A 16,377-nucleotide genomic window follows, 5' to 3' on the forward strand; every position below is an offset into this window, starting at 1 on the left:
CTCCGCCTTGTTCATAGAGTTCTTTAAAGCGATAGAAGCTATCCCGGGAGTAGCCCATGATCCGACAAGCCTTAGAAACATTCTGAAGCTGGTCAGCTAGGTTAAAAATACCTAGCTTGTTCTTAATGATTTTCTCTTGTGTTGTCATCGTCTTAATCAGTGGTTTGAAGGTACAAAAACTTTCAAACTGTCAGATTAAGTCTTGACTAGTTCAATATAATTGAAAGTGGTGACTTGTAAACACGCCCACTCTGAAATTCGCATTGTATTTGTGTTAAGTTTAGCTATTTTAAATGTATCAGCTTCTTCCAATTGGGAATTAACAAGCTTGCGAGTTGCACAGGGGTAGGTCCAGGAAGGGGACTCCCCTTCTTGGCCGAATTTTTAGCAGATTACCGCTTCCGGTTCTTCCAACTCCTGCAACTCCACGCTGGTGGCCCCCAACACATAATCAGCAGCTTTCTGGGCCAGTCCGGCCGCTTTGATGATCAGCGTTTTGTCATTCTTTAAGGCCTGTAACCAATTTTGCAGGTACCCTACTGAGTTATCCAGAATGGTCGCCTGAGTAATGTCAACTCTTGAAACTACGGCTAAATAGCAGGCTCCGATCTCGGCCGTAAGTTCCTCTTTAGCGTAGTTGCAAGATCCAAACTTATTAGGCTTAGCTAACTCCGGCCGGTTTAAACGGCTGGGATGTCCGGTTGAGTGAATCAATTCGTGAAAGGCAACTACCGCAAAGTTAGCGCTGGTCTCAAAGTTCTCGGGCTTGGGCATATTTATCATGTCCCGCTTTACGTTATAACATGCCCGGCTTGTATTGCCGTATCGAATAGCTGGCGGATTGGGCATATCATCCATAAGGGCACGGCAGGCGATCAGCTTTTCATCTGCCAGTTTAGGCGCTAGCGGTATAAGCGCAGGCAGTGTAAAATCGATACCCTCCACATCGGCAATGTTGAATACATAGTAGTAGCGTAACAAAAAACGACGGCTGGTAGGCTCTCCGCGTTCGGTGGCTTCTTCGTCGGTTTCTACCTTCCAGAACACCACCATAGCACCAGAAGCATTTTTACGGACTGTACCGCCAAGCTGTTTAACCTGCTTAAACGTCAGGTAATAGGGCCGGTCGTAAGGCAGGCTACCCAATAGAAGCAGATTGATTCCGGAATAGACCCGTCCGGTCAGGTAATTGCGGGGCAACTCAACACTGCCATCATCGGTTACTGACCAGGTTTTACGCCAGGGGAAGAAACCTTCCTCCATGCGCTTTACGATCAGGTCGGTCACGCGCTGGTAAATGTCCACCGGTTTCCAATTGGCAGAAGCTGGGGCAGACTTGGGGTAAGAACGGGTTTTCATGGGTGTTTTGCCCTGTGACACCGGGCCGGCAGTTTGCAATTAAGAATTAGAAAATAGTTTAATCAGGAAAAAAGCTGTTCTGGGCTGCGGGTTAGCAGAAAGTAATGTAGCCGGCGGCCTGCTTCCAGGTTCACCTCACAGGGGATCACCTGAAAGCCTAATTTATCGGCGATGGCTAAAGCCTTTTTTGTCCGGGTTCCGGGTGTGGTAGTCAAATGCAGGTGGGTAAACCGGTTTAGCACCTCTTCCAGGCTATTTACCGGATAGCTGTTCACGGCCACCCGTCCGGGCGACTGCTGCTGAATGGACGTTATGATTCGCTGATAATCGACCGCAAAGTTTGCGGTTAGGGCAAATAGCTGCGCAAAAGAGACGGATTCAGGAGAAGCAACCATATTTGTTTTGTCCTATCACACCGGACCGGCTTTCGATTGATTTCTTGTATAAAGATAGCAGCTATATACCTATATACCAAGCTATTAACCTGTTTTCTTAATTGAGAACCAGCCCCCTTCTCCCCTTATGCTCTCACTAAATTCCTTGATTTAAGTTCTTTTTCAACGTACAGGAAAGTACCCATTTTAGGAGCAGGAAAAGACTTTCTCTTTTCCTGCTCCTACGGGCTACGCAGCTATGGCCTCGGCTGCTAATTCATTAGTTTTATCCGTAGGGAGCGGAGAAACAGCCTCCGCCTGGCTCTCCGCTTCCATCAGCCGTTGCAGTTCGGCTATTTCCTGTGCAATGCGCTCCAGGTCGACTTCATGCTGGAAAGGCAGATTAACTTTTTTGCCGTATTCGGTTTCAATCGTTCTGGCCTTTTCTAACTCTTGATGCAGATAGTGGGGTTCTCCTTCGGCGGCCTGTACCTGCGCCCGTAGGGAAACGGCTAAACCCTGTGCGGTGGTTAAACTGCCCTGAATCAGATTGCCCCAGCGGTACTGGATAGCAGTTACCGTTTTGCCTAACCCGTTGGTATACCAATCGGCCGTCAGGGTGAGCAGCAGTCCATTTACTTTGATGGTCTCCTGCGGTGCGAGGTGCCGTTTCAGAGCGCCCTTCATCCGCTCAAACAATGCTTTCAGCGGTTCGTGCCAATCCTGGTGATACGCCACTCCGTCTACCTCCACCGATTCAATCCGAAGTGACCGTTCGGTCGTGCGGGGGAACCGCAGTTGTAAAATATCAACTTCGGCTTCCAGATGGGGTAGGAGAGAGGTCTTCTCGGCAATGAACCGACGGGCTCGTTCTACTTCCACTTGCGCTTGTAGAATAGTCCGCTGCCAGTTCTTTTTCTGCTGAATCAGCCGGTTATATTCCAACTGCTTCTGAGTGTACAGCAATGCCGTTTGGGAACCGCTGAGGGATGCCATCATCTGGTCAAAGGAAATACTCGAAAAATCATCGTCGGTGGAAACATCGCTAATGGAATCCTCAAGGCCGTTGCCTTTCAATACCTGGTTGATGAACTTCTGCTTAATCGCCAGACGGCCGTAGGCTGTGGCATCCAATGTTTTCTCCACGCCATAGGTCAGGATTTCAACCGGCTTATTCCAGACTGCGTGAAGGTTGCCCTGCCGGATAATGCGCCCGTTTCGCTGTTCAAAATCGGTCGGCCGGTTCGGTGCATCCAAATGATGGAGAGCCGCTAACCGTTCCTGCACATTCACGCCTACCCCCATCCGTTCGCTGGTACCCATCAGTACCCGAATCTGACCAGACCGAACCTGCGCAAACAAGGCTTCGCGCTTGTGGGCCTCCTCCGGCACAATGCCTATCTGTTCGGCCGGAATACCGTGCTCAACCAGTTTTCGTTTTAAATCCTCAAATAAGTGGAACCGTACGGTTTTCCGCTCCGCCCTGCCATTGCATGAATCGTCTGTTTCGCTGTCTTCGTCGTACCAGATGCTTTCCCGCTCCGGACTTTGAAACAGATCGGCAAACACCAATTGAGTACCCTGGTAAGCATCGGATTCCCGATAAATGCGTACAATTTGCTGTACTGCCTGATTGGTCTTGCTGCCGGCTTCATCCGGATTCGCGGCCGACAGCAGACGTAAATCCAATGTTGCCTTACGTGCCTGCCCAAACATCACCAACGGAATGTGCATGTTCTTTTTCTTTTCGTCGCCCGACAAGTGTTCGTACCATTTCAGGGTAGCCCGAATGCGCTCTAACTCTGCCTGTACACCTTCTGTCTGTGGTAGCTGAATCCGAGTGTATTCCTCGTTCAGCAACTTGGGCAAGGTCTGGTTTTGTTGAAACTCGATTACATCTTCGTTTAGAATAACATCGACATGCGAGCGGTATATTTCCGATAACTGTTTGACATTGACGAACCGGGCAAAGCGCTCTACCGCTTTGAAATTCCCGGCAGTGGTTAACTCAAAAGACTGAATGATGGAACCGAATGTACCGGCAAACTGGTCAAAGGTGGTTAGGTACGCTTCTTCCAGCCGTTGCGGGGCAATGTACCTGAGCATCGTCCAGGCCTCCGCCATGGTGTTTGAGATAGGTGTACCCGTTGCCAATACCACTCGGCCACCTTTTGCCTGCACCGTACGGCACTTGAACATAGCGGAAAGTGCCTGCTCGGAACCGGCCGTGTCGATGCCCTTTACGTTTCGGCGGTGGGTGTTAAATCCAAGACGTTTATAGGCGTGGGCCTCGTCGAGGAACAGCGCATCTATACCCAATTGGTCAAACGTCAGGATATTGTCTTTGCGCCGGTCAGCCTGGCGTTTCCGACGTGCTTCAATGCGCATCCGGATTTCATTCATGCGCTTAACCGTCAGTTTCTTTCGCCGGTCATCACCCCGACGGTCAGCCGACTGGTAGGCCGCTTCTACCCGGTCTAGCTCCTCCGTCAGAAAGGCATCTTCGCTGGCGGGGTCATCGGGTATCAGTTTTAGAAACGATTGGGGAATCACAATACCATCGAAATCATTCGTGGCAATGCGTTGCAGAAAACGCTTCCGACCGGCTGCTTCCATATCGGCCGCGGTTGGTACATACACATTCGCCCAGGGATATTGCAAACGCCATTGGGCCGCAAAGTCCTCCACCGTTGAATTCTGCACGGCAAGCAGGGGCTTATGTGCCATACCCAGCCGCTTTAATTCCATAGCGGCCGTAATCATGGTCAACGTTTTACCGCTACCCACCACATGGGCTAATAAGGTATCCTGCTCCTTAATGCGCTCTACACCCTGTTTCTGGTGCCGGCGTAAGAGCCGGTTAGAGTTAGCGCCCGGATAAACCGGCAGGTGAAATTCGCGGTATTGCCGGGCTACGTGACTGTTAAACAATTCGTTGTACAGCTTTTCGATACGTGGGGAATAGTTCTCCCGAATAAAGTCGGTAAACAACTCGGTCAGGTGTTCCTGCGCCTGAATCGCTTGAGTGGTAGCCTCCACATCTTTTACCTGCCGCTCTTTCCCTTCGAGGTCGATTATGGTTTTGGTAATCACTACCGTTTTCTGGTTCAAGGCAGCTTCGATGAGGTCTAACGCGGTCCGGCGATCGGTACCCAAACTGCGGTTCTGAACCGTCCATTGTTCATGGTCCAATTCGTACTCAGCCGCCCGTCTGTTGTAGCGAATCGTTACGCTACTCATCGCTAAGGTCTGACGGACAAAATCGGTAATCATGTCGTCGGGTATCCAGACCGAACCTAATTGAAAGCTTACCAGGCTGGCAGGTCTAGCCGGCGGTAATACCGATTCCAGCGCCCGAACATTCCGGTACAGTTCCGGCTGCTGTTTGGCGGCTTCGCTCGCCCGAATGAGCTTACGGCGAACATTGCCCGACAGGAAACTATCGCGGTCGATGAGTTTACCGGAATCCGGCTCCACAAACGCTAATTGCTGGTTTAGTAGTTGTGCCCGTACCTGTTCGGCTGGAATACTCAACCATTCCGCCATTTTGGTGAGGGATATATAGCCTTCATAGGCTAGCGACAACCGCAACGCATCCTCTACGTTCCCGGCCTGCTTCGGCGGGCAAAGCTGGGGATAGACCACATGGCGGAAAATATCCGCTTTTCTAAGCTTTCGGGTTGTTTTATCAAAAACTTCCAGCGCCTGGACAGTACCATATTGCGGATCGTACTCATCAAGAAAATGCAGCGAACGGTTAGCGGTCAGCGTACCAAAATAGCGGACAAACCGGTCGTAATGCTCGTTCAGAGCTGCCCTAAGTCGGTCGAGTACTGCATCAACTTCCCCGGCTCGCTCACTCCGGATTAATGTTAAGAACGCTGTTTTCAGAAGCTCATACTGCCGAATCACCAGCGATTTAGTATAGAACCGACCGCGAATCTTGACCGACTCGTTCAGTACTTCCGGCTGTTGGGGAGATTGCGGCTGGTCTAATTTACGGTCCTTTAGTAGCGAAAGAATCTGCTGCGGCAACTGCTCAATAGCCTGTGTGAGCCGCTGCGGTAGTTCCTGCGGCTGTGACATATAAAGTGTGGTACGATCTCCCCGGTACAGACCTCCTTTGCCGACCGTATCCGCAAATGTCATGGTACCCAGCATCTGTTCCGGGTTGCGGGTAAAGTATTCGTTGACCTGTAACAGCCGAACGTCAGTATCGCCGTCCGAACCAGCAACCGGCTCAGAAAGCAACGTCGCCGTACGGGTATATACGTTATCAAAAAACCGGCGACTAACACCCTCCCGGCGCTGCAAAAACAGCAGATCAGTTGTCACCTGGGTGCCGGCACTCTGCTCAAATGCACAGGACGGTAACCGAATGGCACCCACCAAATCCATGTCACCGGGACCGTTCAGCCATTTCCGAAACGAATCATCCTGGCTATCGAGCGTACCCATAGAGGTTATCAGGGCGACTAACCCACCCGGCCGAACCAGCCGTGCCGACTTTCCAATAAAATAGTTATGAATCAGATGAGCCGATAAATCGGGGTGATGCGGGTCATACACTTTGTAGCTGCCAAAAGGGACATTGCCAATAACCAGGTCGAAGGAGGCATTTTCCAATTCTACTTCCTCAAAGCCGGACAGGTGGGTTTCTATTTCCGGATAAAGCGCTTGCAGAATGGCACCGGTGATCAGGTCTTTTTCAACGGCTATTACCGAAGAATTCTTTCGGACAGCATCCGGCATTAGCCCGTTAAAGTGACCGGTACCGGCTGCGGGTTCCAGAATCCGGCCCCCGCTAAAACCAAGCCTGGATACTGCCTGCCAGATATTCTCAACTAAAAGCCGACTGGTATAGTATGCGTTGAGGGTCGATGCTTCAGCTAAGGCGATTTCTTCGGACGTTAACAGAGTTTCCAATTCCAGACGGGCTGAGCCGAACTGACGTATCCAGCGTTCCGTAGGGGCATCGGCAGTATGGCCTGCCTGCATCAGCTGAAAGGGCTCCTGGTCCCACACCTTGGCCAGTCCACCCCAGCCCACATATTGAAGCAACAGTTCCTGCTCCTGCGGTGTTAGCTCCGGTTTAGGAAACTTCTGTAAGGACTTTATTAGTCGAATAGCATTTACATTGGCTTTCAGGCGGGCGGCTTCGCTAACTGGAAACAAAATGGCATCGGAGCCAATGCGGAAATAGCTGGGTGGGACGGGTTCAACGTCCGCCGACAGCAGGCATTCACTTACTGCCTGTTGAATACGTTGCTGGGTATGGCTTTGCGCAAAGAAGGGGCTGGCGTAATCGCCGAAAAGGGGTAGCTGGTTACCGACAGGCACAGCGGTAACGGATGATCTCCGGGTATGGCGAATCATGATCTTTGCCCTGTCACACCGGGCCGGCCTTGACTGATTTTCTATATAAATATACTTATTAACAGCTTATCTACCAAACCATTAACACTTATTCTAATAAAGAAAAATAGCCCATTTCCCCTAAAGTCAACTACTAAAAACAGCCACTAGCGTGCCGTAGCAATCTTTAACATGCCGGGTAAATCGAATACGCTGAATGGGGGAGCCAGGGTATTCTTTACGAAAAAAGCTTAATTGGAAATTAGTTAATTTTTAACTTTTCCTTTGTGCTTCTTATAAGTTCTGTAGCTGTATTCGAAGATCTCCTCGGGGTCCATGTTAAGAAAATCGGCCATGAGAATGATTCGCTCCAGAGATAGATTCGATAAGCCTTTCTTTCTGCTTTTCAGCCAGTAGTCGGCTTTGATGCCCATGCTCTCGGCCAGTTTTCCTTGTTTGATCCCTTTATCGGCCAATAATTGCAGGAGGTCGTAATCTTCTTTTTTGCTCATAGCTTCTTTTCATATCTTGACGCTGCAAATGTATTCGGAAATACATAGAAAATGCTTCTCAACATACGTATTACCACTATTTTACCGGACAGGGTATGTAAAAATGTATGTACAAGACTGGCAGGTGAGTTATTTCCGGCTCGGCTGTTTTATTGAATGTTGAAGCTTGCTTTATTCATAATTGGAACTGCGGCCGTCCGAATGAGTCAGTTCCCATTCTCTTTGCAACGCCATCCATCCTGAATAGTCCAGCGTTGTTATACTGGCTAATGCCCGCGCTATTGGCTCAGTAATGCCTGCTTTATCAGTAAGCAGGTCATTTAGATCTTTGACAGATATGGCCAGCTTACGCGCGAATTCGGCAAGGGTCATATCAGCAATGAAAATTTCCCAGCGTAAAGCGTCGCCAATTGTACGCGCACCAATTAAGGGAAGATCGGGCTCCTCTTTACTTTGCTGATAGGCTTGTTCTACCAGCCTTTTATAAGCAGATTTTTTCAGGAACTTCTGAAAACTCCTGGCATGCAGGGTTAGAATGGTCAGGTATTCCACCAGACTTTCCAACATGCCAGATTCAAGGTCTTCCTGAACCGGTCCTGTAAGAAAGTGCTGATAACGGGATTCGTGTAAGGTATAGTACTCGTACAGCAGGTCATAGGCATCCCAATACGCCGGTGCTCCGGCTTTTTCTATGCTCATCTCCTTCATTCACTATTTCTGAAAAGTTTTTCATACGGGTTGGATTGAGCTGACGTAGGTTTTTGCGACCGTAGTTATTCTTATCTCAGCCGGAAAACAGCCGCTCATCAACCCTAGTAGTAAAATAACTGGGAAAGTCGATTTCAAAACCTACGCCTGGTACAAACACCCCATGGCAAAGGACATAACTGAAATTTTTGAGGACAGAGGATACTTTCTTAATACGTTGAGTGCTTGTAGTAGAACGGTATTAATTGCAACATTCTAGATATTTTATCTTCATATAAGCGGATAAGTAGGTATTAAAAGTTTACAAGTGTTATAAAAATTTATACTTATTCGTCTATCAACTCGCTATATTTGTAATTCGGTTTTTAGTAATCGACATGAAACTCAACGTATTTGCTATCTCTCGACCAGCCATTCTGTATCAGGATGGCCCCCTCAGGCTAACTGTTGCTTCACAAGCCGACGAGCAGGCCATCCTCCTTTTGCAACAAACTACCTACGGCACGAAAGGAATTCGATACCGCCAGACTGGACAGGAGAATAAAATACACCAGTTGAATAACCCATACTTTTTCCACCTTTACCAGGGAGACGAACTCGTCGGGATTTACTGCCTGGATCAGCGCATGATTGGTTTCCCTTTTGGATCAGTATCCGCTTTCTACGGCCGCTATCTGACGGTTCGCGATAAGGATCAGTGCAAGGGATATGGTCAGCTTCTTAAATCGAGGGCTGTCGATTACATCCACCGGCAGGAACAGCCGCCGTACCTGTTCTACTCGTTCATCGAAGCGAAGAATACTCGCTCCATGGCAGTATCCACACAGGAAGACTTTGAATCAGTTGCTCAGCTAAAAACGTATATGTTCCGGCGGTACTCGCCTGTTAAAGACACCCGTTTTCGGGAAGCGTCTACCATTGACCCGGCTCGGACGCTCCACCTTGTTCAACAGCAGTTTGCCGGCTATGGCTTTCAGAACTTCATCAATATTAACTACAATCGTCAATATTTTACACTGGAAGAGGACGGTCGCATTATAGCCGGCGTGCAGGCGAATCCAATTGTTTGGCAACTGGTGCATATACCCGGTCCCTTTGGCACACTCATCGGCAAAGTAGCTCCGTTTATCCCTGGTTTGCGCCGGTTCTTTAATCCCTCACGGCAGGCTTTTGTGGTGTTGGAAGGTGTCTACGTCGAAAAAGGACGACCGGAGCTGTTGCCGGTATTGCTCGAAAGTGTACTGGCTCACTTCAATATACACACGGCCATGTGGCAGATTGACCAGAAAGACCCCCTTATAACCTTGCTGCCCCAAAAGAAAATGGGCCTTTTCAGCCAGTTTCAGCCGGAAGTAACTACCCATGTAATGGTTAAAGCGGTTGACCTCCCCAACGATATTTCCTTAGGACAGGCACCCGTATACATGTCCTGCTTTGATTATTCATAGCTCCTGTCCGCAACGAACTTATTGTCTGCCTCAACTAATGAATCACGAAGAAATTCAGTTAAAAGAATTACTCGAACGTTCGCGTCAGCAATTGACAAGACCGTTTTCGAATGTTCAGCGGAAGATGTTGTATCTGCTGAATGTCTCTTACCTGATCTTAACACCACTTTTCCTGATCAGTGAGAAGATTGCGACCGGTTCGTTTGTGCCGGCTCCAATTCTGGGGTTTATTTACAGTTTTGTCTGGATTGCCAATCTTGTTTCCGCCGTTTATGCGTATCTCAGCCTGAAGGAACGCGACATTTATGTGTTTAACATTCGCCTGAATGTCGCCAAACTGAAAGAAAACCAGAAAATTGAACTAACGCTCCGCTGGACGAGTGTTTTGTCGGTCATGCTGATGAGTGTGGCCAACATGCTGGGCGTTGGCAATCCGTCGACCGATGCTATTATCACTGATTTCGGGCTAGCCCATTCGCTGATTGTCTTGTCGGCCATGGTACTTGGCCGGGCCGCGATGATGGCCTGGACCGGTGTCGTGATTGGTATACTTTCGTACGTGACGTTCGGACAACTGAACTACTCCTACCAATATAACTACCTGACACCCCAGGAATCCATCCGCTACGAGAACGCACTCAAAGAACACCAACCCTGGGCTTTAAAACGGCAGGAAGTCCTAAAAGCCAGCCATCTAAATCCTCCACGTGCCTCACGCTATTTCAATACCTGGATTATCTTTTTGCTGGTAGCAGCGGCAACGGCCTATTTCTTTGCAGGGGTTGCTCTGGATCTGTTCAAGGTTATACCGCAGGTTACCGACGACATCAAAGATGCCATTGAGGCTACCAAACGCGCAGAGGAACAACGGCTTCTGCAACAGCAGGAATCGCTAAGCACTGAACTGAAAGCGCTCAAAGCGCAGGTAAATCCGCATTTTCTCTATAATACCCTGAACTACTTTTATATCAAATCCCAGGATGTTTATCCGGAACTGGCCGAATCGATCATCAAGCTGTCGGAGATAATGCGCTATAGCATGCGCAATGATTTTCAAACGGCGAACCTGCAGGAGGAAATCAACTATATGAGGCAGTTCATCAACCTGCACGAATTGCGCTACCCGATGTTCATCAAATTTTCGGTAAATGGGCCGGTTGAGCAGAAAGAGATCCTGCCGTTTTTGCTAATTGGTCTGGTTGAAAATGCGTTCAAACATGGTAACCTCACTAATCCGGAGCATCCATTCATCATTGATTTGATTGCCTATGAGGACCGTATCGAGTACTTTACCTCGAATCTGAAAAACAAAAAGCAGCGGTTTGAAAGCAATCACATCGGGCTTGCCAATATGCGGCAACGGCTGGATTTGGCTTATCAACGCTACCACTTCGACATCAACCAAACCGACGACGTTTTTTCCTGTCACTTAATCATATACAATTAATGGCTTTATCCTGCATCATTCTGGATGATGAGCTCATCTGCATCACCCAGCTTAGCAAATACATTGAAAAAGTGCCAACTCTGAGGCTGGAAGCTTACTTTACTGATCCCAACTCAGCCCTACTGTATCTGGAAAATCATAAAGTCGACCTGATCTTTCTGGATATGGAGATGCCCAACTTTTCAATTGACGGCCTGGACTTCGTTCGGATTATGGGGAGTACCCAGCGTTATATATTTACCACGGCTTATCCGAAATATGCGCTGACCGGCTATGAGTACGATGTAATAGACTTTCTGCATAAACCCTTTTCTTTCGAGCGCTTTTCAAAAGCGGTGCAAAAAGCCAGGCAGGTAATTGGCGGATGGCAGGAAGAGGAAAGCACAGAAGGCCCTGACACGTATATCTATGTCAGGTCGGAAGGGAAATTGCAGCGCATTTACTTTGAGGATATAGCCTGGATTGAGAGCGAACGAAACTACATCTCTATTTACACGGAAGCGGACCGGATCAATGTGCTGTTATCCATCAGTGATATTGAAGATCAGCTTCCGAAGAAACTCTTTGCCCGCGTTCACAAGTCCTTTATTGTAGCCTACAGCAAGATTGATCAGGTTGACAAAGAACAAATTTCGGTGAAACGGCAGGAAAAGCCTAAACTCATCCCGCTGGGTGAGCTATACAAAAAGACGTTCCTGAAAGCTATTGAGCAGAAAACGCTCAGAAGAAAAATAGCGAACCAGTGAGGGGAGAAACTTAGTCGGCCTGTAAAATATCACTCCAACGGGTGGTATAGCACCGTGAAAGATACTTTTGCTTCATCGGCCAGGTGGGGCTGAAGCCCTGGCCAGCCAGACGCACCTTATCCCGGCCGTAGCGTCTGTTAAGTTTATCGACGATGCGCGTCAATTTCAACAGGTCTTCACTTGGATCTGCCTGGAAAAACGACTTCTGTATATAGCTATCCGGTACCAAACCAGTCAAAATCACTCCTACTTTCTGATACAGGTAACCCGGCTGAAAGATTGAGGTGAGAGCCGCCTGTGCATAACCGACCAATTCCGGTGTACTGGCTGAGGGGTGGGGAAGCTGGACGGTGCGGCTGTTGTAGTACTGCTTAGCGGGCTCACCGTTAGGACTTCGGCGGTACCGGTTGGTATGCAGAAATACTGTCATTACCCCGGCCGCTGAGTGCTGCCGGCGCAACTTTTCGGCCGCTCGGGCCACATAGGTAGTCAGGGCCTCGGTCATGTTCTTTAAGTCAGGCACCAGATGCCCGAAACTAGTTGCCGTACAGATGGCTTTCTTGGGGGCAGGCTCCAGCTCGAGCATTTTGCAGGGCGTACCACGAAGCTCATAGACTAACCGTAAGCCATTCACGGTCATGTGCTGGCGGACCCAGTCGTCCGGACATTGGCGCAACTGCCAGGCGGTTTTGATGCCATTACGCTTCAGCAGGCTCGTGTACCGGTGCCCTATCCCCCACAGTTCCTTAACGTCAAACTCCTGCAGCCTGGCTTCGATGTCTACGGGATCACTAAGCAACAAAACCCCGTTATGCGCCGGCTGTCGTTTTACGTACCAGTTGGCAATTTTAGCCAGCGTTTTTGTCGGCGCTATGCCAATGGAAACCGGGATGCGTTGCCACTGCGCAATGGTGGCCCGAATCTGCTGGGCCAAGGCAACCAGATCCGGATAAACGGACTCGTACCCTTTCAGATTCAGAAATGCTTCATCGATGCTGTATACCTCTACCTCTTCCACAAAACGACCCAGCGTGCTCATGATTCGGGCGCTCATGTCTCCGTAGAGGGTGTAGTTACTGCTGAACACTGCAATGTTGTGTTCACTAATAAGCTCCTCAACCTCAAAAAATGGTTGCCCCATTTTGATGCCGATCGCCTTGGCTTCCGGGGAGCGGGCTACCACATTGCCATCATTATTGGACAATACAATAACGGGACGTCCCTCCAAGGCCGGCTTGAAGCTACGCTCGCAGGAAACGTAGAAATTGTTCGCGTCCACTAAGGCGATCATCTTACATGGGTTTATGAATCACATAGGTTACTACGCCCAGTACCCTGAAATCATCACCCGCTTTAACTGAAATAGGCTTATACTTGTTATTAGCTGGCAGCAGCACCACCCCGTCACGCGAATAATGAATGCGCTTGACGGTATGGTCACCGTTTAAACTGGCTACGACGATTTTCCCTTCCACCGGATCTCGTGAAGCGTCAACTACCAAGACATCTCCGGCCTCAATCCGATCGTCGAACATGCTGTCACTGGTGACCCGGACAAAATACGTAGCCTCTGCGTTGGTGACGCACAGATCGTTGAGGTCACAGACCCGTTCGAGGTAATTGTCGGCTGGCGACGGAAATCCCGCTTGGACGTAGGACTGGAAAAAAGGGATTAGCAGCTTTGAGGAGACACTTGCTTTGATGATGTCCTCGGCCGGAATAAAGTCACGCTCCGCTATCATGCCCGCTGGTTGTTTACTGTTGGGCGCTATATTAAGCGAATGTTAGCGGTAAAGCAATTATTGCTCACCCAGTCCGATGGTATAGAAGTCTGATGTGCTTACTTAACCATCAAACGAACCGGTCTGCACACTGACCAAAACATGTATGGAAATAGGGAATTTATTAACAGGCATCCCTAGCCAATTGCCTGAGGAATTGATGGAGACTTTGCTGATGGGCAGAGAATTTCGGCTGGAGCGGATTGTCTCCCGTGGCCACCAGTCACCGCCAGATTACTGGTATGATCAAACGGAACATGAATGGGTGCTGGTATTACAGGGAGAGGCAATTCTGGAAGTGGAGGCTCAAACCGACTCCATCCGTTTATCCGCCGGCATGCACGTGAATATACCGGCGCATCTCAGGCACCGGGTTGCCTAGACCGATCCAGCGCAGGAAACAATCTGGCTGGCTCTCTTTTATGCGGATAATGCGGACATTGAACGGAGCCAGCACCCATTTAGGTAAGGCTGTATGGTCAAAATTTATGCCTGATGCTTCAGGCTATAGAGCAGAGTACTCTACAAGGGCTGGTTTGTTTCCCCATGCCATAAAGAAATCAGGAACAAGAAATGAAAAGCGAACATTTTTTCTTTCTTGTTCCTGATAACGCTAATGCCAGAACTAATCAAGCATATTGGATCAATGTAAATCATCAGCCAGGCATGCCCGATTGTTTTAGATTTTGACCGGGCAGAAAAATGCGGTTATCCCGCAAAAAAGCGGATATCCAGATAAGTACCATGGGAAGGATAGCATTCAGCGGTGTGCTGTGCGAAAGTTCGGTAGCGATAGCACCGGCAAAGTAGCAGCAAAGCAGAATAAACCCCAGCTTCATGGTCTTAGGGTACAGATACACCAGCGTAAAGCCAATCTCCATAGCAGCCAGGAGCACTACATATTGCGCAACACCTGCTTTGCGGAATGCTTCCATCGTGTCGGGCGATTGCATCAGCTTCATTATGCCACTAAGGAGGACCATACCTGCAGCGAGCACTGTAAATAGGATAGTCAGAACACGTTTAACGTTAGGACTCATGAGTGTAAAGTGGTTTGTAATTAGAAAGAGATATTTCCGCGAACGAAATCAGTACCTGATTTGCAGGGCATCCGGTAAGGTTGATACATGCTTCATTTTGCCCTGGCGAAATTCCTGATACAGTCGTTTAATATCGTCCGGAGTATCCCCAATGAAAGGGCCGTGTGAAACAATAGGGTCATGCTGAGGCTGTCCGGCGTATAGCACCAGACGACCGCCATCTTTCCCAGCGGTTAGTTCCAGGTCACTTGGGCCATCATCAGAAAACCGGTTCAGCCAACCTACCTGGTGCTGTTGCAGCACTTTTTGCTCTTCTCCTACGGCAACACTGCCCTCAATAATATATAAGAAGGCCGTAAACGATGCCGGCAACTGCTGGGTGATGTTAATACCCGGTTGAAGTTGAATGTCGGCAATGATGAGGGGTACGTAATTCTGGACAGGTGAGATCAGTCCGGCAAACTTCCCACTGTAAAGTCGGATGGTTATGCCATTTTCAGTTAGGGTTGGTACATGCTCAATTGGCAGGTCCTGCACCCGTGGAGTAGCCCACCTGTCTTTTTCGGGCAGCGTCAGCCAGAGTTGCAACAGCCGCATATGAGTTTTGGTATCAATCGTTTCGGTGTGAATAATACCGCTTCCGGCAGTCATTAATTGAAAATCGCCTGCTTTCATGCGGTGTGGTGAACCACCTATTTCGCCTTCCAGCAGTAATGAAACGGTTTCAAATCCGGCATGAGGATGCGAACCCCCAACGGGTTCATCGCTCTTTTTATCGAGCCAATCGTCCATGAGCATAATAAACGGGTCACTGTCGGAATAGCTTACCTGAATGACGGGTCGGGCGGTATGGCCCGGTCCCAGAAAACCCGGCTGTGGAGCAGGAGTCTGTATACTGACTAATTTGCGTGTAAGTGCCACATCGCGTGACATTGTTAATTGCCTTTCCATGTTGTTGTTCAGTTAGGCCAGCGCATACAATTGTTATGTGCCAACCGGTAAATAACTGACCAAAAGTACGTACCTTTACTATTCATTTGTAAGTACTATACTTTTAGATAGCACTATACTTCAGGATAGTGCAGTGAAGGCTATGGAAAAACCAACGGACGCAAGCCATACCGAGTGTATGTCCATTCTGAGGCCCATTCGGGACGCGCTGGATGTGTTAAATGGCAAATGGAAACTGCCAATCATCGTTGCATTGACCTTTGGGGAAAAGCGGTTTAGTGAAATTGGTCGGGAGGTGCATGGCATTACCGACCGGGTGTTATCCAAAGAGTTGCAGGATTTGGTGATGAACGGCCTGGTAAAGCGAACGGTTGAGGATACCTTCCCCATAAAAGTGACCTATGCCTTGACTCCGCACAGTGAATCGCTGGAGGAGGTTATTGAAGCGCTCCGGCAATGGGGTGTCTCCCATCGGGAGTTCATTCTGAAGAGCCCGCTTAACGAAACAGCCCAGCAGGCAAATGCCGTGGTAAACAAAGGGAACGAGGTTATTGTACCGTTAATAACCGATTAAATGGCTAGCTCTATCCTATCTGATTGAATCAATGGAAGCGGCTACCAGTAAACAGTGCAGTATCAGCTTTTTTGCATCTGGA

General features: G+C 48.9%; 15 protein-coding genes. 5 read left to right on the forward strand and 10 right to left on the reverse strand.

What is annotated here, in order from left to right; all coding sequences use genetic code 11:
* The 6 genes from ABD949_RS19555 to ABD949_RS19580 all read right to left on the reverse strand — a co-directional run.
* On the reverse strand, window positions 1-148 hold a 148-nt coding region (locus tag ABD949_RS19555), incomplete at its 3' end, for a helix-turn-helix domain-containing protein (RefSeq protein WP_345246179.1).
* A gap of 236 nt (window positions 149-384) precedes the next feature.
* Entirely contained in the window at window positions 385-1,359 is a 975-nt protein-coding gene (locus ABD949_RS19560) for an ArdC family protein (protein WP_345246110.1), read from the reverse strand.
* Between the two features lie 62 nt (window positions 1,360-1,421).
* Entirely contained in the window at window positions 1,422-1,754 is a 333-nt protein-coding gene (locus tag ABD949_RS19565) for a hypothetical protein (protein ID WP_345246112.1), read from the reverse strand.
* Window positions 1,755-1,982: 228 nt separating this feature from the next.
* Entirely contained in the window at window positions 1,983-7,109 is a 5,127-nt protein-coding gene (locus ABD949_RS19570) for a methyltransferase type 11 (protein ID WP_345246114.1), read from the reverse strand.
* A 245-nt stretch (window positions 7,110-7,354) separates the two neighbouring features.
* Entirely contained in the window at window positions 7,355-7,600 is a 246-nt protein-coding gene (locus ABD949_RS19575) for a helix-turn-helix domain-containing protein (protein ID WP_345246116.1), read from the reverse strand.
* Window positions 7,601-7,771: 171 nt separating this feature from the next.
* Complete coding sequence (locus tag ABD949_RS19580) at window positions 7,772-8,308, reverse strand: helix-turn-helix transcriptional regulator (protein WP_345246118.1); 537 nt, start codon at window positions 8,306-8,308, stop codon at window positions 7,772-7,774.
* A 377-nt stretch (window positions 8,309-8,685) separates the two neighbouring features.
* On the opposite strand from ABD949_RS19580, the gene ABD949_RS19585 reads away from it, so the two are divergent.
* The 3 genes from ABD949_RS19585 to ABD949_RS19595 are packed head-to-tail and all read left to right on the forward strand — an operon-like array spanning window position 8,686 to window position 11,949.
* Complete coding sequence (locus ABD949_RS19585) at window positions 8,686-9,756, forward strand: hypothetical protein (protein WP_345246120.1); 1,071 nt, start codon at window positions 8,686-8,688, stop codon at window positions 9,754-9,756.
* Window positions 9,757-9,793: 37 nt separating this feature from the next.
* Window positions 9,794-11,203 (forward strand): sensor histidine kinase, encoded by a 1,410-nt coding sequence (locus ABD949_RS19590; RefSeq protein WP_345246122.1) that lies wholly within the window; start codon window positions 9,794-9,796, stop codon window positions 11,201-11,203.
* Window positions 11,203-11,949: a LytR/AlgR family response regulator transcription factor gene (locus ABD949_RS19595; protein WP_345246124.1), complete on the forward strand. Its 747-nt coding sequence runs from the start codon at window positions 11,203-11,205 to the stop codon at window positions 11,947-11,949. The genes ABD949_RS19590 and ABD949_RS19595 overlap by 1 nt, the downstream gene beginning before the upstream one ends.
* A gap of 10 nt (window positions 11,950-11,959) precedes the next feature.
* Here ABD949_RS19595 and ABD949_RS19600 read toward each other — a convergent pair whose 3' ends face one another.
* Window positions 11,960-13,240 carry a Y-family DNA polymerase gene (locus ABD949_RS19600; protein WP_345246127.1) on the reverse strand — a complete coding sequence of 427 codons (1,281 nt, stop codon included), beginning with the start codon at window positions 13,238-13,240 and terminating at the stop codon, window positions 11,960-11,962.
* A 1-nt stretch (window position 13,241) separates the two neighbouring features.
* Window positions 13,242-13,691 carry a LexA family protein gene (locus ABD949_RS19605; protein WP_345246129.1) on the reverse strand — a complete coding sequence of 150 codons (450 nt, stop codon included), beginning with the start codon at window positions 13,689-13,691 and terminating at the stop codon, window positions 13,242-13,244.
* Between the two features lie 199 nt (window positions 13,692-13,890).
* Between ABD949_RS19605 and ABD949_RS19610 the strand changes: the two genes are divergently transcribed.
* Window positions 13,891-14,112 carry a cupin domain-containing protein gene (locus ABD949_RS19610; protein ID WP_345246131.1) on the forward strand — a complete coding sequence of 74 codons (222 nt, stop codon included), beginning with the start codon at window positions 13,891-13,893 and terminating at the stop codon, window positions 14,110-14,112.
* A 274-nt stretch (window positions 14,113-14,386) separates the two neighbouring features.
* Here ABD949_RS19610 and ABD949_RS19615 read toward each other — a convergent pair whose 3' ends face one another.
* Window positions 14,387-14,770: a DoxX family protein gene (locus ABD949_RS19615; protein WP_345246133.1), complete on the reverse strand. Its 384-nt coding sequence runs from the start codon at window positions 14,768-14,770 to the stop codon at window positions 14,387-14,389.
* Between the two features lie 48 nt (window positions 14,771-14,818).
* Window positions 14,819-15,721, reverse strand: a complete 903-nt coding sequence (locus ABD949_RS19620; RefSeq protein WP_345246135.1) for a pirin family protein — start codon at window positions 15,719-15,721, stop codon at window positions 14,819-14,821.
* Between the two features lie 142 nt (window positions 15,722-15,863).
* Here ABD949_RS19620 and ABD949_RS19625 point away from each other — a divergent pair, with 142 nt between their 5' ends.
* Window positions 15,864-16,295 (forward strand): winged helix-turn-helix transcriptional regulator, encoded by a 432-nt coding sequence (locus tag ABD949_RS19625; protein ID WP_345246137.1) that lies wholly within the window; start codon window positions 15,864-15,866, stop codon window positions 16,293-16,295.
* Window positions 16,296-16,377 lie beyond the last annotated feature (82 nt).

It is taken from the genome of Nibrella saemangeumensis (assembly GCF_039541915.1).
Classification (GTDB): Bacteria; Bacteroidota; Bacteroidia; order Cytophagales; family Spirosomataceae; genus Nibrella; species Nibrella saemangeumensis.